The following is a 25,422-nucleotide window of genomic DNA, read 5'->3' as shown; positions in this document are numbered from 1 at the left end:
GGGCAATCCATCACCTGCCTCCATGCAAATCACACGAATAGCAGAACCTCAAAAGCGTTCCGTGTAAACACTCCCCCTTGAGGGGGAGATGCCCGGCAGGGCAGAGGGGGGTGTCTACGGCTTAAACCCGCCCCGGCAGCACCCTGTCTGGTGGGCGGTGGCCGTCGAAGAAGGTGCGGATGTTGATCACCACCTTCTCGCCCATGTCGATGCGGCCTTCGAGCGTTGCCGAGCTCATATGCGGCAGCAGCACGACCTTGCCTTCCGTTGCAAGCTTCAGGAGCTTCGGGTTGACCGCCGGTTCGTTCTCGAACACGTCGAGGCCGGCGCCGGCGATTTTTCCTTCGCGCAGGCATTTGATCAGCGCCGTCTCGTCGATGATGCCGCCGCGGGCTGTGTTGACGATGTAGCTCGTCGGCTGCATCAGCTCCAGCCGGCGGGCGGAGAGCAGATGGAATGTCGCGGGCGTCGAGGGGCAGTTCACCGAGACGATGTCGACGCGGGCGAGCATCTGGTCGAGGCTGTCCCAATAGGTCGCTTCCAGCGCGTCTTCCGTGTCCGGGCGCACGCGGTGGCGGTTATGATAGTGAATGGAGAGGCCGAAGGCCTTGGCGCGCCGCGCGACGGCGGTGCCGATGCGGCCCATGCCGACGATGCCGAGGCGTTTTCCCCAGATACGGCGGCCGAGCATCCAGGTCGGCGACCAGCCGGCCCATTCGCCCTTGCGGTCCGTCAGGATGCGCGCACCTTCGGCAAGGCGGCGCGGGGCGGCGAGGATCAGCGCCATCGTCATGTCGGCCGTGTCCTCGGTCAGGACGTTCGGCGTGTTGGTGACGGTGATGCCGCGCTTGGCGGCGGCCTCGACGTCGACATTGTCGACGCCGTTGGAAAAGCAGGCGATCAGCTTGAGCTGCGGCCCCGCCTGTTCGATGAGGGCCGCGTCGATGCGATCGGTCAGCGTCGGCACCAGGACGTCGGCCGATTTCACGGCGGCGACGAGCTCGGGCTGGGTGCGCGGCGTGTCGTCGATGTTGAGTTCCGCGTCGAACAGTTCGCGCATCCGGGTCTCCACGACCTCGGGCAGGCGGCGGGTGATGTAGACCTTCGGTTTTTTCTTCTGGGTCATGGGATGTTCCGGCGTCCTGTTGACGGGTCCTTAACCAAGTTGGGCAAGGATTGCTTCATCAGGGGCATTTTCTACCAGACCCGGTCGCGAAGACAATCCGCCCTCTTGGCGGTCCCCGCGATTTGCCACGTCGCGCCGGCAAGGCAGCCTGATGCCCTCTACAGTTTCGAACGGATTTTCCATGCGTAACCTCGTCGTCCGTCTCAGCCTTGCTGCCCTTGCCGGCGTCATCGTGTCGGTCGCCGGCCTCTCGCTCGCCCATGCCCAGGCGGCAAAAGGCCCGAGCGGCCTGCCGCTGCCGCGCTTCGTCAGCCTCAAGGCCAAGAGCGTCAATCTTCGCGTCGGCCCGAGCGTCGATTATGCCGTCGCCTGGCGTTATCTCAAGTCCGGCGTGCCGGTCGAAATCATCCAGGAATACGACAACTGGCGCCGCGTGCGCGATGCCGACGGCACGGAAGGCTGGGTCAACCAGGCGCTGCTTTCGGGCGAGCGCACCGCCGTGACGGCACCCTGGATGCGTGGCAAGGGCGAGGACATCTACGTCAACATGCGCCGCGAGGCTTTGGCCAACAGCTCGCTCGTCGCCAAGATTCAGCCGGGCGTCGTCGTCAAGGTCGGCGAATGCAATGGCGACTGGTGCCGCGCCGAAGTGGATGGCACGGCAGGCTGGGTTTCGCAGAACGAGATCTGGGGCGCCTATCCGGGCGAAGCCTTCAAATAAGGCCGGCCTTCTTGGCTTCATCCGCCAGCGACAGGAGCGGCCGCGGGCCGACCTGCTGGATGACAAGGCCGGCGGCAAGGCTGCCGAGCTTGCCGCAATCGGCAAGCGAACGCCCAGCCGTATAACCGTAGAGGAAGCCGGCGGCATAAAGATCGCCGGCGCCGGTCGTGTCGACCACGCTCGGAATGCTGATCGCCTCCACCCGGGTGCGCTCGCCCTTGGTCAGCACGATCGAACCCTCCTCGCTCATCGTCACCGCCGCCAGGCGGCAATCCTGCGCGATGCGCGTTAGCGCTTCCTCGAAATCCTCCGTCTCGTAAAGCGCCAAGGCTTCAGCCTTGTTCGCAAAGACGATGTCGACGGTGCCGGAACGCATGAGATCCAGGAATTCGCTGCGGTAGCGGTGCACGCAGAAACTGTCGGACAGCGTCATCGACACTTCGCGGCCATGGGCATGCGCGATACGGGCGCATTCGCGGATCGCATCCTTGGCGCGCGGCGGATCCCACAGATATCCCTCGAAATAGGTGACCTTAGCCTCGGCGACGACATGCTCTTCCACGTCCTCCGGCCCGAGCTCCACGCAGGCGCCGAGATAGGTGTTCATCGAGCGCTCGCCGTCGGGTGTGACGAAAATCATCGAGCGGGCGGTGGGCGGCGTGCCGCCGAGCGGCCTGGTCTCGAAATGCACGCCCTGGGCGCGGATGTCGTGGATGAAGATCTCGCCGAGCTGGTCGTCGGCGACCTTGCCGAAATAGGCGGCCCGCCCGCCGAAGCTCGCCACGCCGGAGGCGGTGTTGCCGGCGCTGCCGCCGGAGGCTTCGAGTGCGGGGCCCATGCGGGAATAGAGCAGTTCCGCCCGATCGGTGTCGATCAGGTTCATCGCGCCCTTGATGATGCCGTTATCCGTGATGAAGCTCTCATCGCAGCGCGCGATGATATCGACGATGGCATTGCCGACCGTCAGCACGTCGAATTTGGTCATTCGGGATTCCCGTCTCCGTAAGCTTGCCGCGCAAAAGTGTATAGCGGTTTTGCGATAACGGCATGCGTCAAAACAAATGGTAAGAGCCGGGATTTGGTCTTAACGGATTTTGCGGAGTTTAAAAGAAAAAAGCCGCCCGGCCGTTTCCGGCGGGCGGCTTTGATGTCCGCGAGGGCGGATCAATCCTTGGCGCGTTCCACGTAGGAACCGTCTTCGGTGGCGATGACGACGCGCGTGCCGGCCGAGATGTGCGGCGGCACCAGCGTGCGAACGCCGTTCGACAGGATCGCCGGCTTGTAGGAGGAAGACGCCGTCTGGCCCTTGACGACCGGCTCGGTCTCCATGATTTCGAGCGTGACGTGGCGCGGCAGGTCGATGGCGATAGCCACGCCTTCATGCACCGAAAGGATGACCGTCATGCCTTCCTGGAGATAGGCCTTCAGGTCGCCGATGTCCTCGTGGGACATGGTGAGCTGGTCGTAGCTCTCCGGGTTCATGAAGTGGTAGCCGTCGCCGTCCTCATAGAGGAAATTGTGCTCGCGGTCCTCGACGAAGGCGCGTTCGACCTGCTCGGTCGTGCGGTAGCGCTCGGAGACCTTCACGCCATCGGAGATGCGGCGCATGTCGACCTGGGTGACCGGCGTGCCCTTGCCCGGGTGGAAGTTCTGCGCCGTCAGCACGACATAGAGCTTGCCGTCGACGTCGAGGACATTGCCCTTGCGGACGGAAGAGGCGATGATCTTTACCATAAGTCTTCCTTGTAACTGGATGGAGCGCGTCGTAGAGGACCGCCTTGAGACGTCTTCCCCGCGCGCTGAAAAGCGTATTCGGGGCCGCAACTATCCTATATTCCGGCAAAAGACCAGTCTGTCCGCCGGCATGGCCGAAGAAACCTGTCACATGAGTGCCACAAGCCAAAAACCCTCGCCCTGGTGGACGCCCGACGTGCACGCCGACCGCCGGCCGTTCCTGATGGCGCGGGGTCGCATCCAGGCGGCCTTGCGCGCCTGGTTTGTCGCGCGCGATTTCGTCGAGGTGGATACGGCGACGCTGCAGGTCTCGCCCGGCAACGAGGCGCACCTGCACGCCTTCGAGACCGCCGCGATCGGCCATTCGGGCACGAAGACGCCGCTCTACCTGCACACCTCGCCGGAATTCGCCTGCAAGAAGCTGCTGGCCGCGGGAGAGCAGCGCATCGCCTGTTTCGCCCATGTCTATCGCAACCGCGAGCGCGGGCCGCTGCACCATCCGGAATTCACCATGCTGGAATGGTATCGGACGGGCGAGGCCTATGACGTGCTGATGGCGGATTGCGCTGAGATGCTCGCGCTCGCCGCAGACGTCACGGGCGCATCGGCGCTCACGTATCGTGGTGCCACCTGCGATCCGGCGCTTGAACCGGAACGGCTGACGGTGGCGGACGCTTTCCGGCGTCATGCCGGCATCGACCTGCTCGCCTCGATCGATCCGGACGGGTCGACCGACCGGGAGCGCCTCGCCACGGCGATGCGGGCCGCCGGCCTGCGCGTTGCGGAGGACGACACCTGGGCCGATCTCTTCAGCCGCGTGCTGGTGGAGAAGGTGGAGCTCGAACTCGGCTTCGGCCGCGCCACCATCCTGTGCGAATATCCGGTCGCCGAAGCAGCCCTCGCCCGCCCCGCGCCGCACGACCGGCGCGTCGCCGAGCGCTTCGAGCTCTATGCCTGCGGCGTGGAACTCGCCAATGCTTTCGGCGAACTGACCGATGCCGCCGAACAGCGCCGGCGTTTCGAGCTGGAAATGGCGGAGAAGGCGCGCGTCTACGGCGAGACCTATCCGCTCGACGAGGATTTTCTGGCCGCCCTTGCCCTCATGCCGGAAGCGAGCGGCATCGCGCTCGGCTTCGACCGGCTGGTCATGCTGGCGACGGGGGCGTCGCGCATCGACCAGGTGATCTGGGCGCCTGTCGCGGAGACGGCGCCATGACGGCGGCCAGAAGCCTGACGACGGTTGCCGAATTTTTCGAGGCCGGCCTTGTTACGGAGGAGAAGCGCGCGGAAGCGCGTGCCGTCGCCGAACGCTACACCGTCGCCATCACCCCGTCGCTCGCCGCGCTGATCGATCGCGACGACCCGCTCGACCCGATCGCCCGGCAGTTCGTGCCCAATGCGGCCGAGCTCGTCACCCTGCCGGAGGAGCGCGCCGACCCGATCGGCGATCTCGCGCACAGCCCCGTCGAGGGCATCGTGCACCGCTATCCCGATCGCGTGCTGCTGAAGGCTGTGCATGTTTGCCCGGTCTATTGCCGCTTCTGCTTCCGTCGCGAAATGGTCGGGCCTGAAGGCCTCGGCACGCTGTCGCCGGCAGCACTCGATGCGGCGATTGCCTATATCGCCGAACGGCCGGAGATCTGGGAAGTGATCCTGACGGGCGGCGATCCGCTCGTCCTCTCGCCGCGCCGCCTGCACGCCATCATGGAGCGGCTTGCGACAATCCCGCATGTGAAGATCGTGCGCTTCCACACCCGGGTGCCGGCAGTCGATCCGGCCCGGGTCGACGCCGCCCTCGTCGCGGCGCTGAAGGCCTCGGGCAAGACGACCTATGTGGCGCTTCACGCCAACCATCCCCGCGAATTCACCACTGACGCCCGCGCCGCCATCGCCCGCATCGTCGATGCCGGTCTGGTGATGATCAGCCAGACGGTGCTGTTGAAGGGCGTCAACGACGATGCGGCGGTGCTGGCGGAGCTGATGCGGACCTTCGTCGAAAACCGCATAAAACCCTATTACCTGCACCATCCCGACCTGGCGCCGGGCACGTCGCATTTCCGCCTGACGCTCGCCGAGGGCAGGGCGCTGGTCGAAAGCCTGCGCGGCCGCGTCTCCGGCCTCTGCCAGCCGACCTACATCCTCGATATTCCGGGCGGCCACGGCAAGGTCCGGGCGGATTCGCTCGCCGTCGAAGAGGCTGACGACGGCTGTTTTCGCGTGCGCGATTTCCGCGGCGAGACGCATCTCTACCCGCCGGAAGAGGGCGGGGCGTAGCGCCGGCACGGAGCTTTTTTTCGCGGAGGTCTCTCCACTCTCAACGTCATCCTCGGGCTTGACCCGAGGATCCAAGTGGCACCCGTGGCGTGGATGGTCGGGTCAAGCCCGACCATGACGGAGGAGAGGTTAGGCGCCCTGCCGATCCAGCTTCAGCCGCGTCTCAAAACTCTTCCCAGTCCCCGTCACTGCCGTTTTCCTGCCGCACGCCGAGCGCGCCTGCAAGCTTTTCGCTGAGCGCGAGCGCCGGTGAGCCGACGGGGCGAGAGGCGGTGTTGGCCGGTTTGACGTTCCATTGGCCGGGCGACTTGCGGGCGACCACCGGAGCCGGGGCAGGGGCGGGCGTGGAGGGCACGATGTGGAGATGCGGTGCGTGCACGGTGCGGCTTGCGGCGGCGCTGCCGCCGACATTGAAGCGGCCGATCAGCGCGTTGAGCGCCTGCACTTCGGAGGCGAGGCCGTGGCTTGCCGCCGTCGTCTCCTCGACCATCGCGGCATTTTTCTGCGTGCCCTGGTCCATGGTGTTGACGGCGGTGTTGATTTCCTGAAGCCCGGTCGATTGTTCGCGCGCCGCCTCCACGATGGCCGCGACGTGGCTGTTGATCTCCTGCACTTCGGTCACGATCGTCTGGAGCGAGCGCCCCGTATCGCCGACCAGCGACACGCCGGTGCGCACCTGCTCGCCCGACGTGGTGATCAGCGCCTTGATCTCCTTGGCGGCCTTGGCCGAGCGCTGGGCAAGCTCCCGCACCTCCTGCGCCACGACCGCAAAGCCCTTGCCGGCTTCACCGGCGCGAGCAGCCTCGACGCCGGCATTCAACGCCAGAAGATTGGTCTGGAAGGCGATGTCGTCGATGACGCCGATGATGTTGGTGATCTCGCTCGACGACTTTTCGATCTCCTGCATGGCCGAGACCGCGCGGCGCACGATCTCGCCGGATTTTTCGGCGCCGGAACGCGTGCGGGCAACGAGCTGGCCGGCCTCTTCCGCCCGGCGGGTCGAATCCTTGACCGTGGTGGTGATCTCTTCAAGGGCGGCGGCCGTCTCCTCGACGGAGGCCGCCTGCTGCTCGGTGCGGCGCGAGAGGTCGTCGGCCGCGGCGCGGATCTGGCTGGCGCCGGCATCGATCGCCCGGGCGTTCTCGCCGACTTCGCGCAACGCGTCGCTGAGGCGCGAGACGGATGCGTTGAAATCCTCGCGCAGCCGCTCCAGGTCGCCGTCGAAGGGCCTCTCGATGCGGCAGGTCATGTCGCCGCCGGCAAGCCTGCCGAGCGCATCGGCAAGGCTGGCGACGGCCTCCTGCACGCGGCCGCTGTCGCGGGTGCGCTCGGCCTCGCGGGCCTGGCGCTCGCCATCGGCGCGGCGGCGGTCGTCCTCGCTCTGGCGCTCCAGGCGCTGGCGCTCGGCGGCATTGTCGCGGAAGATCGCGACGGTGCCGGCCATCTCGCCGATCTCGTCCGTGCGGTCGGCATGGGGAATGGTGACGGCCGTGTCGCCGCCGGCAAGCCGCTTCATTGCGGCGCCAAGGCCGTTCAGCGGTTTGACCACGCGGCGGTTGACCAGGAAGATCGCGGCAATCGCGAGACCCATGGAAATGGCGAGCGACGCCCAGGTGAGCGCGAAGGCGGAACCCTCTTCGCCGCGCGCCGAGAGGATCGTCTCCTCGGTGACTTTCTGCGTGCTGGCGACGAGGTCGTTGAGGGCGGTGGTGATCGCGTCGGCGCTCGCCTGCATTGGCCCCTTGTAGACCTCCAGCGCCGGCCCCTTGGCCGCGATGGCGGAGAACTGGATGAGTTTGGCGGAATCGTCGATATAGGTCTTCAGCGTCGCCTTGATGCCGTCGATCTCGGCCGTCGCAGCCGGGTCCGCGGTGTTGGCGGCGCCGTAGCTGTCGACCATGCCGGAAAACGCGTCCGCCCGCTCCTTGATGCGCGCCTCGATGCGGACGATCTCGTCCGGGTCCATCGACAGGAGGTGCTCGGAATAGGTGGCGTTGAGCTCCGAGAAGGCATGGCTCAATTGCAGGATGCTGCTCATCTGCGGCATGCGGTCCGTGCCGATGCGCTCGATATGGCCGGTCATCGTCGAGAGCGAGCGGAAGGCGACGGCGCCTTGCAGCGCGCCCAGCACGACCATGAGGACGAAGAGGGCGGGCAGGAGCCTGCTGATCCGGACGTTGCGCATGACGGTTCCCTGGTTTTCTTGAGACGCACGGCTGCGTGCGTGTGGGCGAAAGTCTAGGAGCGGTCGTTTAACGTGGGCTTAATGGGCGGCCCTGATCTCCTGCCTTGCCGCCCGCTTTTCCACACCCTACATGCGAGACGAACAGGAGTTTTTCGATGATCCTTCACGCCGCCCGGCTCTCGCTTGCCAACCTCTTCGCCCCGGAGACGCGCGGCGTGTTCTGGAAGGTCATCGGGCTCACCGTCCTTGCCCTCGTCGTCATCTGGTTCGGCCTGCGGGAAAGCTTCGTCGCCTTTGCCTGGCCGTGGCTGCAGGGCGCGGTCATGCCGGACCTGCCGGAATGGGCGGGCTGGCTCACCTTCGTCTTCGGCATCATCGCGAGCCTCGGCCTGGCGCTGGGTCTCGCGCTGCTGCTGGCGCCCGTCACGGCCATCATCGCCGGCTTCTTCCTCGACGATGTCGCCGAGGTCATCGAGAAGCGCGACTATCCGGCGGAACCGCCGGGGACGGCGCTGCCGCTCGGCCAGGCGATCTCGGGCTCGATCAAGTTTCTGGGCATCGTCATCCTCGGCAACCTGGTCGCGCTGTTCCTGCTGTTCATCCCGGGCGTCAATCTCGTCGCCTTCTTCCTGGTCAACGGCTACCTGCTCGGCCGGGAATTCTTCGAGTTCGCGGCGATGCGCTACCGCACGCCCGCGGAGGCGCGGCTGTTTCGGGCCAAACACGCCTCCACGGTGCTGCTTGCTGGCCTGCTCGTCGCGGCCTTCCTGGCCATCCCCATCGTCAACCTGTTGACGCCGCTCTTTGCCGCCGGCCTCATGGTGCATCTCCACAAGGCGTTGAGCCGCAAGGACCCCGGCTTCTCACTGCGGCAGAACTGACGCGTCGTAGAGCGCGACATACTCGCCCTTTGGCGGGATCGGCTTGATCACGTCGATCAGCACGCCGTTCGGATCGGCGGTGATGAAATGGCGCTGGCCGAAATCCTCGTCGCGGATGTCGAGCAGGATGGGAAGGTCGGCGGCGCGCAGCGCGTCATAGACCGCGTCGACATCCTCCACCTCGAAGTTCAGGAGCAGGCCGGAGACCTTGCCGCGGCCGGCGGCGGGGATCGTCGTGTGGCTGCCGTCGAGCACGGCAAGCGTCACCTTCTCGTCCTCGCGGGACTGGAGATGGATGTACCAGCCGCTGTCGAACAGGGCCTCGAAGCGGAAATGCTTTTCATAGAAGGCCGCGGTGCCGGCCACGTCGTCGGTCATGATGACCGGATAATAGCTGGTCGTTTTCATCTCTTTCCCTTTCGTGAAAATAAACATACAGTCTGCATGTTTCTATCAATTAACATACAGACAGTTTGTATGTAAAGGCGAAAAATGGCACGCAGCAACAAGGAACGCACGGAGGCCACGCGCCTCGCTCTGATCGAGGCGGCCCGGCGGCTTTTCGTGGAAAAGGGCTATGCGGAAACGGCGACGCCCGACATCGTGGCGGAGGCCGGCGTGACGCGCGGCGCCCTCTACCACCATTTCGAGGACAAAAAGGCGCTTTTCCGCGCCGTGCTGGAGCGGGAAGGCGAGGCGGTGGCCGCGCATATCGAAGGTGTCGCGCTGGAGGGTGCATCGCCCCGCCAGGCCCTCCTCCTCGGCGCCTCCGCCTATTTCGATGCGATGGCGGCACCCGGCCGCACGCGGCTTCTCCTCTTGGAGGCGCCGGCCGTGCTGGGCCTCGAAAGCGTCGTGGCGATCGACAGGGAGAATGCCGAGGGCACGCTGAGGGTCGGGCTTGCGGATTTCCTCGGCGCGGGCGCGAATGCCGCAACACTCAAGGCGCTGACGGAAATGCTCTCCGCCGCCTTCGACCGCGCGGCGATTGCCATCGAGACCGGCGCGGACCGCAAGACCTATGAAAGCGCGATCGCCGATCTCATCGATGGGCTCGTCAGGGCGTAGGGCCGAAAAGCTGCGGCGGCAGTTCCACCAAGGGCGCCGGCACGTCGCAGGTCTTTTCCGGCGACTTGCAGAGATCGGCGATGACGCAGCGCTCGCATTCCGGCTTGCGCGCCTTGCAACAGTACCGCCCGTGCAGGATCAGCCAATGGTGGGCGTGGTAGAGATATTCGTCCGGGATGATGCGGATCAGCCGGTCCTCCACCTCGTCCGGCGTTTTGCCGGGCGCCAGCAGCAGCCGGTTGGCGATGCGAAAGATATGCGTGTCGACCGCCATCGTCGCCTGCCCGAAGGCCATGGAAAGCACGACATTCGCCGTCTTGCGCCCGACGCCCGGCAGCAGGATCAACTCTTCGCGCGTGCGCGGCACCTCGCTGCCGAAGCGCTCCACCAGCATCTGGCTGAGCGCGATGACGTTCTTCGCCTTGTTGCGGTAGAGCCCGATGGTGCGGATGTAGTCGCGCACCTTCTCCTCGCCGAGCTCAAGCATCTTTTCCGGCGTGTCGGCCACCTTGAAGAGCGCCCGCGTCGCCTTGTTGACGCCGGCATCCGTCGCCTGCGCAGAAAGGGCGACGGCGACGACGAGCGTGAAGGGGTTGACGTGCTCCAGCTCCCCTTTCGGCTCCGGCCGCTGGATGGAGAAGCGGCGGAAGATTTCGCTCAGTTCATCGTGCGAATACAGGCTCTTCGGCCGCGGCGCCGCCTTGCGACGTTGCGGAGCGATGCTCGCTGTCTTTTTGATCTTTCCGTTTTCCATGATGCTTCTATAGTCATGCGTCATGACGCAAGGCAACGCCGACATGACGATGAACGAGCGCCCGGTCTTCTCCGCGGAGCTCCACCCCTACCGCTCGCTCGGGCGCAATGGGCACCGGATCTTTTTCATCATCGCGGGCGCCATGTGCCTCGCCCATATGGTCGTCTTCCTGATCTCGGGCGCCTGGCCGGTTGTGCTGTTCTTCGGCCTGGATTTCCTGGTGCTGTTCGGCGCTTTCTGGCTGAACAACCGGGCGGCGAAGGCCCGCGAGGTCGTCTCGCTGTCGCGCACCAACATCTCGATCCGCAAGATCAGCCCGTCGGGCCGCGAGACCGAACATGTCTTCAACCCGTTCTGGGCGCGCTTCCTCGTCTCGCGCAAGGCGAAGATCGGCATCACGGCCATGCATGTGCGCGGCAATGGCCGCGAGACCGACGTCGGCACCTTCCTGCCACCCGATGACCGCGAGCGCTTCGCCACCGCCTTTTCCGGGGCTTTGGCCCGCGTAAAGCGAGGCTACTAAGGGTCTCTGCAGGAATCGGGTGGCGGGCACGCCAAGGGCGTGCTTTTCTGGCGGCACAGGAGAAGACTGATGAATATTGCCGCGACTTTGCAATCCGATATCACCCCCGAGGGCGATGACTACACCACCGTGCGCCGGGTCATCGAGCTGATCACCGAGGATTATCGTGCGCAGCCGGGGCTGGAGGATATTGCCGGCCAACTTGGCCAGTCGCCGACGCAGTTGCAGAAGACCTTTACCCGCTGGGCCGGCCTCTCGCCGAAGGCGTTTTTGCAGGCCGTGACGCTCGACCACGCCAAGCGCCTGCTGCGCCAGGAAGCGCTGCCGCTGCTGGAGACGAGTTTCGAGGTGGGCCTCTCCGGCCCGAGCCGCCTGCACGATCTTTTCGTCACGCACGAGGCCATGTCGCCCGGCGAATGGAAGGCGCGCGGCGCCGGCCTGACCATCCGCTACGGCCTGCATCCCTCGCCCTTCGGCCAGGCCCTCGTCATGATCACCGACCGCGGCCTTGCCGGCCTCGCCTTCACCGACGAGCCGGGCGGCATGGATGCCTTCGACGACATGTCGTCGCGCTGGCCGAACGCCCACTATGTCGAGGACAGCGCGGCGACGACGCCCTATGCGGAGCGCATCTTCGACCCGAAGCGCTGGGACCCCAAGGAGCCGCTGCGCGTCGTCCTGATCGGCTCGGATTTCCAGGTCCGCGTCTGGGAGGCGCTCCTGCGCATCCCCATGGGCTGCGCCGTCACCTATTCGTCGATCGCCGAAAAACTCGGCCAGCCGACCGCATCCCGCGCCGTCGGCGCCGCCGTCGGCCGCAACCCCATCTCCTTCGTGGTGCCCTGCCACCGGGCGCTCGGCAAGAGCGGCGCGCTGACGGGCTACCACTGGGGCCTGACGCGCAAGCGCGCGATGCTGGGGTGGGAATCGGGCAAGGCTTGAGAACAAAAAAGGCCGGCGATAGCCGGCCTCCTGTTTCTGGAAGTACAACGTCCCCTTCCGTCATCCTCGGGCTTGACCCGAGGATCCACCTGCATCCGCGGCGTGGATGGTCGGGTCAGGCCCGACCATGACGGAGGAGAGGGCAGCGGGCTGTCGCCGAGGGCGAAGCACTCAATGCGCGCCGGACATATCCCCGAGCACGTCCTTCGACTTCACCGTCGAATCCGCGTTCAGCGTGTAGACCATCGGCACGCCGGTCGCGAGGTTGAGCTTCAAGATCTCTTCCTTCGTCAGTTTGTCGAGCACCATGACCAGCGAACGCAGCGAGTTGCCGTGGGCGGCGACGAGGACCTTTTCGCCGCGCAGCACGCGGGGCAGGATCTCCGTGAGGTAGTAGGGCCAGACGCGGGCGCCGGTGTCGCGCAGGCTTTCGCCGCCCGGCGGGGGGATGTCGTAGGAGCGGCGCCAGATATGGACCTGCTCCTCGCCCCACTTGGCGCGGGCGTCGTCCTTGTTGAGGCCGGAGAGGTCGCCGTAGTCGCGCTCGTTCAGCGCCTGGTCGCGGATTGTCTCAAGACCCTGCTGGCCGATCTCGTCGAGGATCAGCGTCAGCGTCTTCTGGGCGCGCGAGAGGTCGGAGGTGAAGGCGATGTCGAACTTGATGCCGGTCTCGGCGATCGCCTTGCCGCCGGTCTTGGCTTCCTCGATGCCGAGTTCCGTCAGGTCCGGGTCACGCCAGCCGGTGAAGAGGTTTTTCAGGTTCCATTCGCTTTGGCCGTGGCGAACGAGGACGAGGGTTCCGCTCATATCATCTGTCTCCCGAGAGGTTCTGTCAGTTGAGCCCGAGCACGTCGAGCATGGAATAGAGGCCGGGCTTCTTGTCGCGCGCCCAGAGTGCCGCCTTGACCGCGCCGCGGGCGAAGATCGAGCGGTCGGTGGCGCTGTGCGACAGCGTCACCAGCTCGCCTTCGCCGGCCAGCATCACCGAATGTTCGCCGATGACCGAGCCGCCGCGCAACGTCGCAAAGCCGATCGTGCCGGCGGGCCGCGGGCCGGTATGGCCGTCGCGCACGCGCACGGAATTGTCCGCAAGCTGAATGCCGCGGCCCTTGGCGGCGGCATTGCCAAGCAGCAACGCGGTGCCGGAGGGCGCATCGACCTTGTGCTTATGGTGCATTTCCAGCACCTCGATGTCCCAGTCGCTGGCGCCGAGTGCGCGCGCGGCCGTTTCCGTCAGCACGCCGAGCAAGTTGACGCCGAGGCTCATATTGCCGGATTTCACGATGCGGGCATGGCGCGCCGCCGCCTTGATCTTCTCGTCGTCGGCCGGCTGGCAGCCGGTCGTGCCGACGACATGCACGATGCGCGCCTGCGCGGCGAGGCCGGCGAATTCGATCGTTGCGGCCGGTGCTGTGAAATCGAGCACGCCTTCCGCCGCGACGAAGGCTTCCAGCGGCTTGTCGGTGATCGGAACGCCGATCGGGCCGAGGCCGGCGATCTCGCCCGCGTCACGGCCGACGAAAGGCGAGCCCTCGCGCTCGACCGCGGCAAAGACCTCCGCGCCCTCGATGGCGTGGATCGTCCGGATCAGCGTCTGGCCCATGCGGCCCGCCGCACCCACGACCACCAGCTTCATTGCGTTGCCGCTCATATTCCGTTCCCGTCCATTCTCTACTTGCCCGTGCTGCCGGCAGGCGCCTGAAGGCTGTTGAGGCGAGCGTAAAGGCCGTTTTCCCGGCCTGCAAGCGCCTCGTGCGTGCCTTCCTCGGCAACCTTGCCGTCCTGCATCACGATGATCTTGTCGGCGCGCACGATGGTCGACAGCCGATGCGCGATGACGACGACGGTGCGCCCGCTCATCGCCTCGTCCAGCGCCTTCTGCACGGCCTGTTCCGACTCGGTATCAAGGGCCGAGGTCGCCTCGTCGAGCAGCAGGATCGGCGCGTTGCGCACCAGCGCACGCGCGATCGACAGCCGCTGGCGCTGGCCGCCCGAAAGCGTCACGCCGTTTTCGCCGACGGGCGTATCGTAGCCGAGCGGCTGGGCGAGGATGAAGTCATGCGCATAGGCATGGCGCGCGGCCTCCTCGATCTCGCCGTCCGTCGCGTCGGGCCGGCCATAGCGGATATTGTCGCGGATCGTGCCCTCGAAGAGATAGGGCTGCTGCGAGACATAGGCGATCGCGTTGCGGAGCGACTGCTTGGTGACATGGGCGATGTCCTGCCCGTCGATCAGGATTTCGCCCTCGGCCGGGTCGTAGAAGCGCGGGATGAGGTTGATGACGGTCGATTTGCCGGCGCCGGACGGGCCGACGAGCGCCGTCGTCCTGCCGCCCTCGGCGGTGAAGCTGACGCCCTTCAGGATCGTCTCGGTCTCCGAATAACCGAAATGCACGCCGTTGAAGCTGATGGTCGCATCGGAAACGACGAGCGGCCTGGCATCCGCCAGGTCGGCCTGGCGCGGTTTCAGGTCGAGGATCTCGTAGATCATGCGCGCATTGACGACCGCGCGCTCCAGCGAGACCTGCAGGCGGGCGAGGCGCTTGGCCGGATCGTAGGCCATCAGCAGCGCGGTGACGAAGGAGAAGAAGGCGCCCGGCAGCACGCCGCCATAGATCGAGCGATAGGCGGCATAGGCGAGCACGCCTGAAATGGCGAAGCCCGCGAAGGTTTCGGTCATCGGCGCGGTGCGCTCGGTCAGCCGCGCGATGCGGTTGGAGCGGCTTTCGGCGCGGTCGATGATGCCCTCGACCTTGGTCTTGAGCTGCGCCTCCATGGTGAAGGCCTTGACGATGGCGATGCCCTGCACCGTCTCCTGCATGGCGCCGAGAACGTGGCTGTTCAGCTCGACGGATTCGCGCGTGGCGCTGCGCAGGCGCTTGGAGACGTAGCGCAGGCCGAGAAGCAGCGGCGGTGCGACGACGAAGACGATCAGCGTCAGCACCCAGTCCTTCGAAATCATCACGCCGATGAGGGCGACGAGCGTCAGGAAGTCGCGCGCCACCGACGTCACCGTCATGTTGAGCACGTCGCGGATGCCGGTGACGTTCTGGCTGATCTGGGCGGCGAGATAGGCCGAGCGCGATTCGTTGAAATAGCCGACGCTGAGCGCCATCAAGTGCGAAAACAGCCGGCGCTGGTAGCGCGCAACGATGTTGTTGCCGATCTTCGACAGGATGACGGCCTGGTAATAGGTGGCAAAGCCGCGCAGCACGAAGGCGATGAAGATCGAGCCGCAGATGAGGGCGACGAGGTCGGCGCGCTTGTTGGCGAAAGCCTCGTTGACGACCGATTCCATGATCCAGGCGGTAAACCCCGTGGTCCCGGCGACGACCGCAAGGCAGGCGATGGCGATGACATAGCCCCGGACGTGCTCGCGGCCATTCTCGGCGATGATGCGCTTGAGCACGGTGGTGACGGTGTCGGAGCTTATGGGTTGGCGCTGGGTGCGACTCTTATCGGCCAATACACTGACTTTCCTGCACGGTCCTGCGGCGCCGGGAGGAAGCGCTGCACTGGCCGCTCTATAGGGTGTCGGCCTGCCTTTGGCGAGTCCGCGCCGCGCCGAAGCGCCAGGCGTGGCCTCACCTTTTCCAGTGGCGTCCCTCGGTTGCAACACCAAAACGGTCGGGCATGCGCGCGAAGGCGGCAAGGCCGGCAAGGGCCGCGACCGGATGGGTGACCACATAGGTCGGCATCGTCCTCAACAGCTCGCTGTGCGGCGCCTTGTCCTCGAAGGCCGCGCGGAATTCCGGACCGCGCAGCGCCGGCAGGATCTTTTGCGAGATGCCGCCGGCAAGGAACACGCCGCCCTTGGCCATGAAGATCATCGCCATATCGCCAGCGACCCGGCCGAGATAGGTCGAAAACAGCGAGACGGTCTCGACCGCCGCGCGGTCCTCGTGCGCCAGCGCCTTCGCCGTCACGTCGGCCGGCGTTTCCAGCGGCGCATCGATGCCGTCGGCGGCACAGACCGAGTGGTAGATGTTCATGATACCGCGGCCGCAGAGCAGCTGCTCGGCGGAAATGCGGCCTTCGATCGGCTCCAGGAAGGGCCAGATCTGGTAGTCACGCTCGCTGCGCGGGCCTACATCCACATGGCCGCCTTCGCCGGGAACCGGAAACCAGGTGTGGCGCGCATGCACGAGGCCGGCGACGCCGAGCCCGGTGCCGGGGCCGAGCACGGCGCGAGACGCAGCGGCGCGCTCGACGCCGGGGCCGATCTTTTCCCGCTCGCCGTCGGTCAGCGAGGCGATGGCAAGGGCCTGCGCCTCGAAATCGTTGACGAGCAGCACGTCCTCGAAGCCGAGATTGGCGATCATGTCGCGCGGGCGCACCACCCAGGGGCAGTTGGTCAGCGGCACCTCGTCGCCTTCGATCGGCCCGGCGAGCGCCAGGATCGCCGAGCGCGGCTGGACGGAGCTTTTATCGAGAATGCACTGCTGGAGCGCGTCGTCGATATTGGCGAAATCGGCGGTCCGCACGAACGGAAACTGTTTCGGCTCGGCAAAGGCATCGAGCAGCAGCGCAAAACGCGCATTGGTGCCGCCGATATCGCCGACCAGGATGGGGAAGGGGAGGTTGGTGTCGTTGTCGCTCGGCCTTGCCATCAAGCTGTCCCGTTCTCTTTCGCGTGGATGGTCCCGCATTTTGCCTATCGGGGGCAGAGGCTGCCGTCAATCGGTCGCGAAGTCGAGCAGGTTTTCGGCCGTCGCGCGGTTCAGCGCCATCGGAATGTCGTAGACGATGGCAAGTCGCATCAGCGCCTTGACGTCCACGTCATGCGGCATGGGGGTGAGCGGATCGACGAAGAAGATGAGGAGATCGACCTCGCCGGTGGCGATCAGGGCGCCGATCTGCTGGTCGCCGCCGAGTGGACCGCTCTTCAGCCGCGTCACGTCGAGGCCGGGGCAGGCCTCCAGCACCTTGCCGCCCGTCGTGCCGGTGGCGACGATCTTCGCCTTGGACAGCACGGCTTCGTTCTGCCGCGCAAAGGCCGCCATGTCGTCCTTCTTTTCGTCATGCGCGATGAGCGCAATGCATTTCTGGCGCGACATGGGCGTTCCCTGGCGGTTTTAAATCGATTTGAACGCCTTATACAAAAGCGGCGGAGCCTTGAAAAGCCCCACCGTGGGATCGCTTACTGGAACGGCCGCGGGATCGGGATGGGCACGATGGCCGGAAGCGCCGTGTCGGCGGCGATGACCGATTCGATCGAACGGCCGGCGCTTTCGCCTGCACCGGAGAAGGCGAGCGCCGTCGAGGTGCCGCCATTGCCCTGGTAGGTCACTTCCTGTTCGGATTCCGGTGAAGGACCGGCGAGCACCGTGCGGCAGGCCTTCGGCAGGTCCGACATCTTGACGTACCAGGGTTTGACGGGCTTGGCGTCCTTCTTCGGTTTCGGCTTCGCCCAGGGCTCCTTGGTGAACCACCAGGCAAGCGATGCATCGCAGCCGTCGCCGGCCGGCACGCGGGCCTGCGGCTTGCAGCCGGCGGCACCTTCCGGGCACTTGATGCGGATGTGGAAGTGCTCGTCATGGCCGTAGATCGGCCGCACCTTGCCGAGCAGCGAGCGGTCGCCCTGCCAGGTCTCGCAGAGCTTCTTCTTGATCGCCGGATTGACGAAGACGCGCTCGACCTGCGGGTAGCTCGCAGCCTTCATGACGAGTTTCGCATGGGTGGAGGTCCAGCGGCGCGAATCGACCGTCAGGAACTTGCTCTTGTCGAGCATGGAGGTGAAGGGCAGCGCGTCGCGCTCGGCGGCGGAAAGCCTGTGGTCGGGCATCGGCGTGAACCAGATATCGGCATCGAGGCCGACCTGGTGCGAGGCATGGCCCGACAGCATCGGCCCGCCGCGCGGCTGCGAAATGTCGCCGAGCAATAGGCCCGGCCAGCCGAGCTTCTGGGCGTCGGCGGAAAACTGCTCGATGAGCGCGATCATCTGCGGATGGCCCCAGCGGCGGTTGCGCGACAGGCGCATCGCCTGCCAGGCCGGGCCGTCCGTCGGGATCGCCACCGCGCCGGCAATGCAGCCCTTGGCATAGGAACCGTAGGGGCTCACCGCCATCTTCGCCGGCAGGCGCTTGGCGCCGAACAGTTCCTTCGCCGGCCGTTCTTCGGCGGCAAGCGGCCCGGCCAGCGCGCTCAGCGCAAGCCCGGCGGCGATCAGGCAGGTCGTCAGTCGGGAAATCAAGGAATGCACGGGCATAATCCGGTCTCAAAAATCGCAATCGTTGCGAAAGGTTAAAGGATCATCCTTTCGCGGAAGTGAATCACTGGCCGGGATTGGGGCGGCAAAAACCGCCGCTTTGATGGCGGGCCTGTCATTTGCCCGGATTTTGCCTATTCTCTCGTGCAAGCTCCGGCAAAACGACTGAAAGGGAATTGGCATGCATTCAGCCTTCGGGAAAATGGTGTTCAGCACGGCGCTGGCTTTATCGCTGGCGGTCGCGACCGGCACGAAGGCGCAGGAAACGAAGGATCCGGTCTGGCGCACCGGCATTTCGACGATCGGCGAGCTGAAGCGCCCGAACGGCTTCGAGCGCTTCGACTATGTCAATGCGGACGCGCCGAAGGGCGGCGAGCTGAAGATGTCGGAAACCGGCACCTTCGACACGTTCAACCCGATCCTTTCCAAGGGCGAGGCGGCGACCGCCGTCACGTCGCTCGTCTTCGATACGCTCTTGAAATCCGCCGAGGACGAGATCACCGCCTCCTACGGTCTGCTCGCCGAGGGCGTCTCCTATCCCGACGATTATTCCTCCGCGACATTCCGGCTGCGTCCCGAAGCGAAATGGGCGGACGGCCAGCCGGTGACGGCGGAAGACGTCATCTTCTCCTTTGAAAAATCGAAAGAGCACAATCCCCTTCTCTCGAACTACTATCGCCATGTGATCTCGGCCGAAAAGACCGGCGAGCGCGACGTGACCTTCCGCTTCGACGAGAAGAACAATCGCGAACTGCCGAACATTCTCGGCCAGTTCCCCATCGTGCCGAAGCATTGGTGGGAGGGCCAGGACGCGAAGGGCAACAAGCGCGATATCGCGAACACCACGCTGGAACCGGTGATGGGCTCGGGCCCCTACAAGATCGCCTCTTTCCAGGCCGGCGGCTCGATCCGCTTCGAATTGCGCGACGACTATTGGGGCAAGAACGTCAATGTGAATGTCGGCCAGAACAATTTCGGCACGATCACCTACACGTTCTTCGGCGACAGGAGCGTCGAGTTCGAAGCCTTCCGCGGCGGCAATGTCGACTTCTTCCGCGATGGCAGCGCCAGCAGTTGGGCCACCCGATACGATTTTCCGGCCGTGAAGGATGGCCGCGTGGTGCGCGAGGAGATCGAGAACCCGCTGCGCGCCGTGGGCATCATGCAGGCCTTCGTGCCGAACCTCAGGCGTGAAAAATTCAAGGACCAGAAGGTGCGGGAGGCGATGAACTACGCCTTCGATTTCGAGGACCTGAACAAGACTCTCGCCTATAACGCCTACCAGCGTGTCGACAGCTATTTCTGGAACACCGAGCTTGCCTCCACGGGCCTGCCGGAAGGCCGTGAGAAAGAGATCCTGGAGGAGCTGAAGGACAAGGTTCCCGCCGCCGTCTTCACCACGCCCTACACGAACCCCGTGAACGGCGATCCGCAGAAGGTCCGCGACAACCTGCGCAAGGCGATCGGGCTCTTCAGGGAGGCCGGGTATGAGCTGAAGAGCAACAAGCTGGTCAACGCCAAGACCGGCGAACCCTTCGCTTTCGAGATTCTTCTGTCCAGTCCGTCCTTCGAGCGCACGGTCGGTCCCTTCGTGGCGAGCCTCAAAAAGATCGGCATCGACGCCCGCATGCGAACCGTCGATGCGTCACAATATACCAATCGCGTCAGAAGCTTCGACTATGACATGATCTACGGCATCTGGGCGCAGACGCTGGTGCCCGGCAACGAGCAGAGCGACTATTGGGGCTCCGCCTCCGTCGACCAGCAGGGCTCGAAGAACTATGCGGGCATTTCCGATCCGGCGATCGACGACCTGATCCGCAGGATCATCTTCGCGCCGACCCGGGACGAACTGATTGCGACCACGCGCGCGCTCGACCGGGTGCTTCTGGCGCATCACTATGTCGTGCCGCTGTTCTATTCCAAGGCCCAGCGCATCGCCTACTGGAACCACCTCGTGCGCCCTGCGGAACTGCCCTATTACGGCCTGGGCTTTCCGGATGTCTGGTGGTCGAAAAATGCTGCGAAATGAGCCGGGGCTTGCGCCATGCGGCGTCCTCGGCTCCATATAGCGACGACGAATCACCGCCGCGGCGAGCGGCGGCAGAACGGAAGGGTTGGGCTTGACCGACGGGACTGCGCCAAAACAAGAAGACCGGCAACAGGCTGTGGCGGGTAATCGCTGATGGGCGCCTATATCCTTCGCCGAATCCTGCTGATGATCCCGACGATCTTCGGCATCATGGCGATCTCCTTCGCCATCGTGCAGTTCGCGCCGGGCGGCCCGGTGGAGCAGGTGATCTCGGACCTCACCAACCAGAGTTCCGGCGATCGCCTTTCCGGCGGTACCGAGATGTCGCAGGAGCTTTCGCAGGACAGCGCCTATCGCGGCGCGCGCGGCCTAGATCCGGAATTCATCGCAAAGCTCGAAAAGCAGTTCGGCTTCGACAAGCCGCCGCTCGAACGCTTCTTCACGATGATGTGGGACTACCTGCGCTTCGATTTCGGCGAGAGCTTCTTCCGCAACACCTCCGTGATCGACCTCATCGCCCAGAAGATGCCGGTCTCGGTGTCGCTCGGGGTCTGGATCCTCATCTTCTCCTACGCCATCTCCATTCCGCTCGGCATCCACAAGGCGATAAAGGACGGCTCGGCCTTCGACGTCTGGACCTCCGGCATCATTATCATCGGTTATGCGGTGCCGAGCTTCCTCTTCGGCATCCTGCTGATCGTGCTCTTCGCCGGTGGCTCGTTCCTCGACTGGTTCCCGCTGCGCGGCATCGTGTCCGATAATTTCGACACGCTCGCCTGGTGGCAGAAGCCGCTCGATTATCTCTGGCACATGACGCTGCCGCTGATCACGCTGCTGCTGTCGGCCTTCGCCACGACGACGCTGCTGACGAAAAACTCGTTCATCGACGAGATCAAGAAACAATATGTCACCACCGCCCGCGCCAAGGGCCTCAACGAGCGCCAGGTGCTCTACGGCCACGTCTTCCGCAATGCCATGCTGATCATCATCGCGGGCTTTCCCGGTGCCTTCATCTCGGCCTTCTTCACCGGCTCGCTGCTCATCGAATATATCTTCTCGCTCGATGGTCTCGGCCGCCTCGGCTACGATTCCATCGTGCGGCGCGACTATCCGATCGTTTTTGCCACGCTCTTCATCTTCTCGCTGATGGGCCTCGTCGTCAGCCTCATCTCCGACCTCATCTATACCTGGGTCGACCCGCGCATCGATTTCGAGCGGAGGGACGTCTGATGAGCGCCGTCGTCGACACAAAACCGATCGCCCCGCCGCGCAAGGGCCTGCTCAACCCGACCAACCTGCGCCGCTGGGAGAATTTCAAGGCGAACCGCCGTGGCTACTGGTCGCTGTGGATTTTCCTCGTCATCTTCGTCCTGAGCCTGCTTGCCGAGGGCATCGCCAACGACCGGCCGGTCATCGCGTCCTACAAGGGCGAGATCCTCTTCCCCGTCGTCATCGACTATCCGGAGGAGAAATTCGGCGGCTTCCTCGCCGAGACCGACTACCGCTCGGACTTCATCGCGGAGGAGATCAACGCCAATGGCTGGATGATCTGGCCGCCGATCCGCTATTCCTACAACACGACGAATTCCAACATCCCGCATTCCGCGCCGACCAAGCCGTTCTGGCTGATGTCGGAGGCGGAGCGTTGCGCCGGTTATCCGGGCGGTGCGGAAGACCCGAACTGCAACTGGAACAACCTCAACTGGCTCGGCACCGACGACCAGGCGCGCGACGTGCTCGCCCGCGTCATTTACGGCTTCCGCATCTCGGTGCTGTTCGGCCTGGCGCTGACCATCGCGTCGGCCATCGTCGGGGTCACGGCCGGTGCCATCCAGGGCTATTTCGGCGGCTGGACCGACCTTCTGATGCAGCGCGTCATCGAGATCTGGTCGTCGATGCCCGTGCTCTACATCCTGCTGATCATCGCCTCGATCCTGCCGCCCGGCTTCTGGATCTTGCTCGCCATCATGCTGCTGTTTTCCTGGACCGGCTTCGTCGGCGTCGTGCGTGCGGAATTCCTGCGCGCCCGCAATTTCGAATATGTGCGCGCCGCGCGTGCGCTTGGTGTGGGCAATGCGACGATCATGTACCGGCACCTGCTGCCGAACGCGATGGTCGCGACCCTCACCTTCCTGCCCTTCATCCTCTCCGGGTCGATCACCACGCTCACCTCGCTCGACTTCCTGGGCCTCGGCATGCCGCCGGGCGCGCCGTCGCTGGGCGAGCTGATCGCGCAGGGCAAGAACAATCTCCAGGCACCCTGGCTTGGCTTCACCGCTTTCGCCGTCATGTCCATCATGCTGTCGCTCCTGATCTTCGTCGGTGAAGCGACGCGCGATGCCTTCGATCCGAGGAAGACCTTCCGGTGAGCGCTCCCGAAACCATCCTGTCCGTCCGCGATCTCTCGGTCGCCTTCCACCAGGGCGGCAACACGTCGCTTGCCGTCGACCGCGTCTCGTTCGACATCAAGCGCGGCGAGGTCGTAGCGCTGGTCGGCGAATCCGGCTCCGGCAAGTCGGTGACCGCGAATTCGATCCTGCGGCTGTTGCCCTATCCCGCCGCCAGCCACCCATCCGGTGAAATCTTCTTCGGCGGCAAGGACCTGTTGAAGGCGTCGGATGCCACGCTGCGCGACGTGCGCGGCAACGACATCACGATGATCTTCCAGGAGCCGATGACGTCGCTCAATCCGCTGCATTCGATCGAGCGGCAGATCGGCGAGATCCTGGAACTGCACCAAGGCATCGAGGGCGCGGCCGCGCGCACGAAAATCCTCGAACTCCTGAACCAGGTCGGCATCCGCGAGCCGGAAAAGCGGCTCGCCGCCTATCCGCATGAGCTGTCCGGCGGCCAGCGCCAGCGTGTGATGATCGCCATGGCGCTCGCCAACCGGCCGGAACTGCTCATCGCCGACGAGCCGACGACCGCGCTCGACGTCACAGTGCAGGCGCAGATCCTGGCGCTCCTGAAAAACCTCAAGGAAGAGCACGGCATGTCCATGCTCTTCATCACCCACGACCTCGGCATCGTGCGCAAATTCGCCGACCGGGTCTGCGTGATGACCAAGGGCAAGATCGTCGAGACCGGGCCGGTGGAAGAAATCTTCTCCAACCCGCAGCATGCCTATACGCGCCACCTGCTCGCCTCCGAGCCCAAGGGCCAGCCGCGGCCGGCGGACGATGCCCAGCCGATCGTCATGGAAGCCGAGGACGTCAAGGTCTGGTTCCCCATCAAGGCCGGTTTTCTCCGCCGCGTCGTCGATCATGTGAAGGCGGTGGATGGCATCGACCTGAAACTGCGCGCCGGCCACACGCTCGGCGTGGTCGGCGAATCCGGCTCGGGCAAGACAACGCTGGGGCTCGCGCTGACGCGGCTGATCTCCTCCCAGGGCCGCATCGCCTTCGTCGGGCAGGACATCGCCGGCCATTCCTTCGGCGAGATGCGGCCGCTGCGCCGCCGCATGCAGATCGTCTTCCAGGATCCTTTCGGCTCGCTGTCGCCGCGCATGTCGGTTTCCGATATCGTTGCGGAAGGCCTGAAGATCCACGAGCCGTCGCTTTCCGAGGCCGAGCGCGACCACCGCGTCGCTTCCGCGCTGGAAGAGACCGGCCTCGACCCGACGACCCGCTGGCGTTATCCGCACGAATTCTCCGGCGGCCAGCGCCAGCGCATCGCGATTGCGCGCGCCATGGTGCTGAAGCCGGAATTCGTCATGCTCGACGAGCCGACCTCCGCGCTCGACATGAGCGTGCAGGCGCAGGTGGTGGAACTCCTGCGCGACCTCCAGGTGAAGCACAATCTCGCCTATCTCTTCATCAGCCACGACCTGAAGGTCGTGCGTGCGCTCGCCAACGACATCATCGTCATGCGGGCCGGGCGCGTGGTGGAAAAGGGCCCGGCGAAGGATATCATCGAACGGCCGAGCGAGGCCTATACCAAGGCACTGATGGCCGCCGCCTTCGATCTGGAAGCCATCCGCGCCGACAGCATCCGCCAATAAGCATAAAGAGAAATGCCATGAAAAGCCCGGTCATCATCGATCTGAAATTCGACCAGGAGCAGGTTGCGGCCGCGCTCAAGGGCGCCTTTGCCGACCGGGAGGTCATCAACCTGCTGCACCCCGGCAGCCGCAAGCGCGACCTCTCCGGCATCGATTATGCCGTGGTCTGGAGGCCGGGTGCCGATCTCTTTTCGCGCGCGAAGGACCTCAAGGTCGTGTTCTCCGGCGGCGCTGGCGTGGACCATGTGCTGACGCTGCCCGGCCTGCCGGACGTGCCGCTGGTGCGCTTCGTCGACGATACGTTGACGACGCGCATGAGCGAGTGGGTGGTCTTGCAGTGCCTGCTGCATCTGCGCCAGCACCAGGCCTATGAGGCGCAGCGGCAGAAGCGCGTCTGGCGCGAACTCGTGCAGCCGGAAGCCAAGGAACTGACCGTCGGCATCATGGGGTTTGGCGTGCTCGGGCAGGATGCGGCGGCGAAGCTGAAGACGCTCGGCTTCAACGTCATCGGCTGGTCGCGCAGCCGCAAGCAGGTGGATGGTTTCGAGACCTTCGATGCGAGCGGTCTCAATGCCTTCCTCGCCAAGACCGATATTCTCGTCGGCCTGCTGCCGCTGACGCCGGACACCAAGGGCATCTTCAACACCGGCCTCTTCACCCGCCTCAGCCGCAAGGGGCCGCTCGGCGCGCCGGTCTTCATCAATGCCGGCCGCGGCGGCAGCCAGGTGGAGGCCGATATCGTCGCCAGCATCAATGACGGCACGCTGCGCGGCGCCTCGCTCGATGTGTTCGAGACCGAGCCGCTGCCGCTCGAAAGCCCGCTCTGGGCGATGGACAAGGTGGTCATCACGCCGCATGCCGCGGCGGCATCGGACGTCGCCGCGCTCTTTCGCCATGTGGCCGGGCAGATCGAACGGCTCGAAAGCGGCAAGCCGCTGGAGCATCTCGTCGATCGTAGCGCGGGGTACTGAAGCT

At 65.1% G+C, this 25,422-nt stretch carries 24 protein-coding genes; 12 read left to right on the top strand and 12 right to left on the bottom strand.

Annotated features, from left to right (window positions below):
• Positions 1-121: 121 nt before the first annotated feature.
• On the bottom strand, positions 122-1,126 hold the full coding sequence (locus AC1RWL_RS16220; RefSeq protein ID WP_256118342.1) for a 2-hydroxyacid dehydrogenase: 1,005 nt from the start codon (positions 1,124-1,126) through the stop codon (positions 122-124).
• Between the two features lie 181 nt (positions 1,127-1,307).
• Here AC1RWL_RS16220 and AC1RWL_RS16215 point away from each other — a divergent pair, with 181 nt between their 5' ends.
• The gene (locus AC1RWL_RS16215; protein WP_256118341.1) at positions 1,308-1,847 is read left to right on the top strand and encodes an SH3 domain-containing protein; all 540 of its coding nucleotides are present in this window, start codon (positions 1,308-1,310) and stop codon (positions 1,845-1,847) included.
• Here the strand turns inward: AC1RWL_RS16215 and AC1RWL_RS16210 are convergent.
• Both AC1RWL_RS16210 and efp read right to left on the bottom strand, forming a co-directional pair.
• On the bottom strand, positions 1,840-2,832 hold the full coding sequence (locus tag AC1RWL_RS16210; RefSeq protein WP_493095301.1) for an adenosine kinase: 993 nt from the start codon (positions 2,830-2,832) through the stop codon (positions 1,840-1,842). The two genes, AC1RWL_RS16215 and AC1RWL_RS16210, sit on opposite strands and share 8 nt — an antisense overlap.
• 179 nt (positions 2,833-3,011) lie before the next feature.
• A complete protein-coding gene (gene efp, locus AC1RWL_RS16205; protein WP_256118339.1) occupies positions 3,012-3,581 on the bottom strand; it encodes an elongation factor P in 570 nt (189 codons plus the stop codon).
• Between the two features lie 151 nt (positions 3,582-3,732).
• Here efp and epmA point away from each other — a divergent pair, with 151 nt between their 5' ends.
• Positions 3,733-4,797, top strand: coding sequence for an EF-P lysine aminoacylase EpmA (epmA, locus tag AC1RWL_RS16200; RefSeq protein ID WP_493095300.1), 1,065 nt, complete (start codon positions 3,733-3,735; stop codon positions 4,795-4,797).
• Positions 4,794-5,855: a lysine-2,3-aminomutase-like protein gene (locus AC1RWL_RS16195; protein WP_493095299.1), complete on the top strand. Its 1,062-nt coding sequence runs from the start codon at positions 4,794-4,796 to the stop codon at positions 5,853-5,855. Before epmA ends, AC1RWL_RS16195 begins: the two co-directional genes overlap by 4 nt.
• A 163-nt stretch (positions 5,856-6,018) precedes the next feature.
• Here AC1RWL_RS16195 and AC1RWL_RS16190 read toward each other — a convergent pair whose 3' ends face one another.
• Positions 6,019-8,040 (bottom strand): HAMP domain-containing methyl-accepting chemotaxis protein, encoded by a 2,022-nt coding sequence (locus AC1RWL_RS16190; protein WP_493095298.1) that lies wholly within the window; start codon positions 8,038-8,040, stop codon positions 6,019-6,021.
• Between the two features lie 155 nt (positions 8,041-8,195).
• On the opposite strand from AC1RWL_RS16190, the gene AC1RWL_RS16185 reads away from it, so the two are divergent.
• Positions 8,196-8,921, top strand: coding sequence for a sulfate transporter family protein (locus AC1RWL_RS16185; RefSeq protein WP_493095297.1), 726 nt, complete (start codon positions 8,196-8,198; stop codon positions 8,919-8,921).
• On the opposite strand, the gene AC1RWL_RS16180 is transcribed toward AC1RWL_RS16185, so the two are convergent.
• The gene (locus AC1RWL_RS16180; RefSeq protein ID WP_435266892.1) at positions 8,904-9,329 is read right to left on the bottom strand and encodes a VOC family protein; all 426 of its coding nucleotides are present in this window, start codon (positions 9,327-9,329) and stop codon (positions 8,904-8,906) included. The two genes, AC1RWL_RS16185 and AC1RWL_RS16180, sit on opposite strands and share 18 nt — an antisense overlap.
• A gap of 84 nt (positions 9,330-9,413) precedes the next feature.
• Here AC1RWL_RS16180 and AC1RWL_RS16175 point away from each other — a divergent pair, with 84 nt between their 5' ends.
• Complete coding sequence (locus AC1RWL_RS16175) at positions 9,414-9,989, top strand: TetR/AcrR family transcriptional regulator (RefSeq protein ID WP_493095296.1); 576 nt, start codon at positions 9,414-9,416, stop codon at positions 9,987-9,989.
• On the opposite strand, the gene nth is transcribed toward AC1RWL_RS16175, so the two are convergent.
• Complete coding sequence (gene nth, locus AC1RWL_RS16170; protein WP_493095295.1) at positions 9,979-10,767, bottom strand: endonuclease III; 789 nt, start codon at positions 10,765-10,767, stop codon at positions 9,979-9,981. The two genes, AC1RWL_RS16175 and nth, sit on opposite strands and share 11 nt — an antisense overlap.
• Here nth and AC1RWL_RS16165 point away from each other — a divergent pair.
• Together AC1RWL_RS16165 and AC1RWL_RS16160 are read left to right on the top strand one after the other, a co-directional pair.
• Positions 10,766-11,266 (top strand): DUF2244 domain-containing protein, encoded by a 501-nt coding sequence (locus AC1RWL_RS16165; protein ID WP_439626066.1) that lies wholly within the window; start codon positions 10,766-10,768, stop codon positions 11,264-11,266. The genes nth and AC1RWL_RS16165 overlap by 2 nt on opposite strands.
• Before the next feature lie 69 nt (positions 11,267-11,335).
• Positions 11,336-12,208 (top strand): methylated-DNA--[protein]-cysteine S-methyltransferase, encoded by an 873-nt coding sequence (locus tag AC1RWL_RS16160; protein WP_493095294.1) that lies wholly within the window; start codon positions 11,336-11,338, stop codon positions 12,206-12,208.
• A gap of 171 nt (positions 12,209-12,379) precedes the next feature.
• Here the strand turns inward: AC1RWL_RS16160 and AC1RWL_RS16155 are convergent, their stop codons facing one another.
• The 6 genes from AC1RWL_RS16155 to mepA all read right to left on the bottom strand — a co-directional run bounded on the left by AC1RWL_RS16155 (position 12,380) and on the right by mepA (position 18,415).
• Positions 12,380-13,015, bottom strand: coding sequence for a 2,3-bisphosphoglycerate-dependent phosphoglycerate mutase (locus tag AC1RWL_RS16155; RefSeq protein ID WP_256118330.1), 636 nt, complete (start codon positions 13,013-13,015; stop codon positions 12,380-12,382).
• Between the two features lie 25 nt (positions 13,016-13,040).
• The gene (dapB, locus tag AC1RWL_RS16150) at positions 13,041-13,859 is read right to left on the bottom strand and encodes a 4-hydroxy-tetrahydrodipicolinate reductase (RefSeq protein WP_493095293.1); all 819 of its coding nucleotides are present in this window, start codon (positions 13,857-13,859) and stop codon (positions 13,041-13,043) included.
• A 20-nt stretch (positions 13,860-13,879) separates the two neighbouring features.
• Positions 13,880-15,673: an ABC transporter ATP-binding protein gene (locus tag AC1RWL_RS16145; RefSeq protein WP_435266886.1), complete on the bottom strand. Its 1,794-nt coding sequence runs from the start codon at positions 15,671-15,673 to the stop codon at positions 13,880-13,882.
• A 118-nt stretch (positions 15,674-15,791) separates the two neighbouring features.
• Positions 15,792-16,817: a glucokinase gene (locus AC1RWL_RS16140; protein WP_493095292.1), complete on the bottom strand. Its 1,026-nt coding sequence runs from the start codon at positions 16,815-16,817 to the stop codon at positions 15,792-15,794.
• A gap of 66 nt (positions 16,818-16,883) precedes the next feature.
• A complete protein-coding gene (locus AC1RWL_RS16135; RefSeq protein WP_435266884.1) occupies positions 16,884-17,264 on the bottom strand; it encodes a methylglyoxal synthase in 381 nt (126 codons plus the stop codon).
• Positions 17,265-17,347: 83 nt separating this feature from the next.
• Positions 17,348-18,415 (bottom strand): penicillin-insensitive murein endopeptidase, encoded by a 1,068-nt coding sequence (gene mepA / locus AC1RWL_RS16130; protein ID WP_493095291.1) that lies wholly within the window; start codon positions 18,413-18,415, stop codon positions 17,348-17,350.
• Between the two features lie 181 nt (positions 18,416-18,596).
• Here mepA and AC1RWL_RS16125 point away from each other — a divergent pair, with 181 nt between their 5' ends.
• The 5 genes from AC1RWL_RS16125 to AC1RWL_RS16105 all read left to right on the top strand — a co-directional run bounded on the left by AC1RWL_RS16125 (position 18,597) and on the right by AC1RWL_RS16105 (position 25,418).
• On the top strand, positions 18,597-20,447 hold the full coding sequence (locus AC1RWL_RS16125; protein WP_493095290.1) for an extracellular solute-binding protein: 1,851 nt from the start codon (positions 18,597-18,599) through the stop codon (positions 20,445-20,447).
• Positions 20,448-20,600: 153 nt separating this feature from the next.
• Positions 20,601-21,677: a microcin C ABC transporter permease YejB gene (locus AC1RWL_RS16120; RefSeq protein WP_256118324.1), complete on the top strand. Its 1,077-nt coding sequence runs from the start codon at positions 20,601-20,603 to the stop codon at positions 21,675-21,677.
• On the top strand, positions 21,677-22,816 hold the full coding sequence (locus AC1RWL_RS16115; RefSeq protein ID WP_493095289.1) for an ABC transporter permease: 1,140 nt from the start codon (positions 21,677-21,679) through the stop codon (positions 22,814-22,816). Before AC1RWL_RS16120 ends, AC1RWL_RS16115 begins: the two co-directional genes overlap by 1 nt.
• Complete coding sequence (locus AC1RWL_RS16110) at positions 22,813-24,447, top strand: ABC transporter ATP-binding protein (RefSeq protein ID WP_256118322.1); 1,635 nt, start codon at positions 22,813-22,815, stop codon at positions 24,445-24,447. The genes AC1RWL_RS16115 and AC1RWL_RS16110 overlap by 4 nt, the downstream gene beginning before the upstream one ends.
• A gap of 17 nt (positions 24,448-24,464) precedes the next feature.
• Positions 24,465-25,418 carry a 2-hydroxyacid dehydrogenase gene (locus tag AC1RWL_RS16105; protein ID WP_493095288.1) on the top strand — a complete coding sequence of 318 codons (954 nt, stop codon included), beginning with the start codon at positions 24,465-24,467 and terminating at the stop codon, positions 25,416-25,418.
• The last annotated feature ends 4 nt before the right edge of the window (positions 25,419-25,422 follow it).

This window comes from Shinella sp. GW821-FHT10F02 (genome assembly GCF_058809275.1).
The sequence above is the reverse complement of the archived record's forward strand: the minus strand, read 5'-3'. Positions and strand labels throughout refer to the sequence as shown.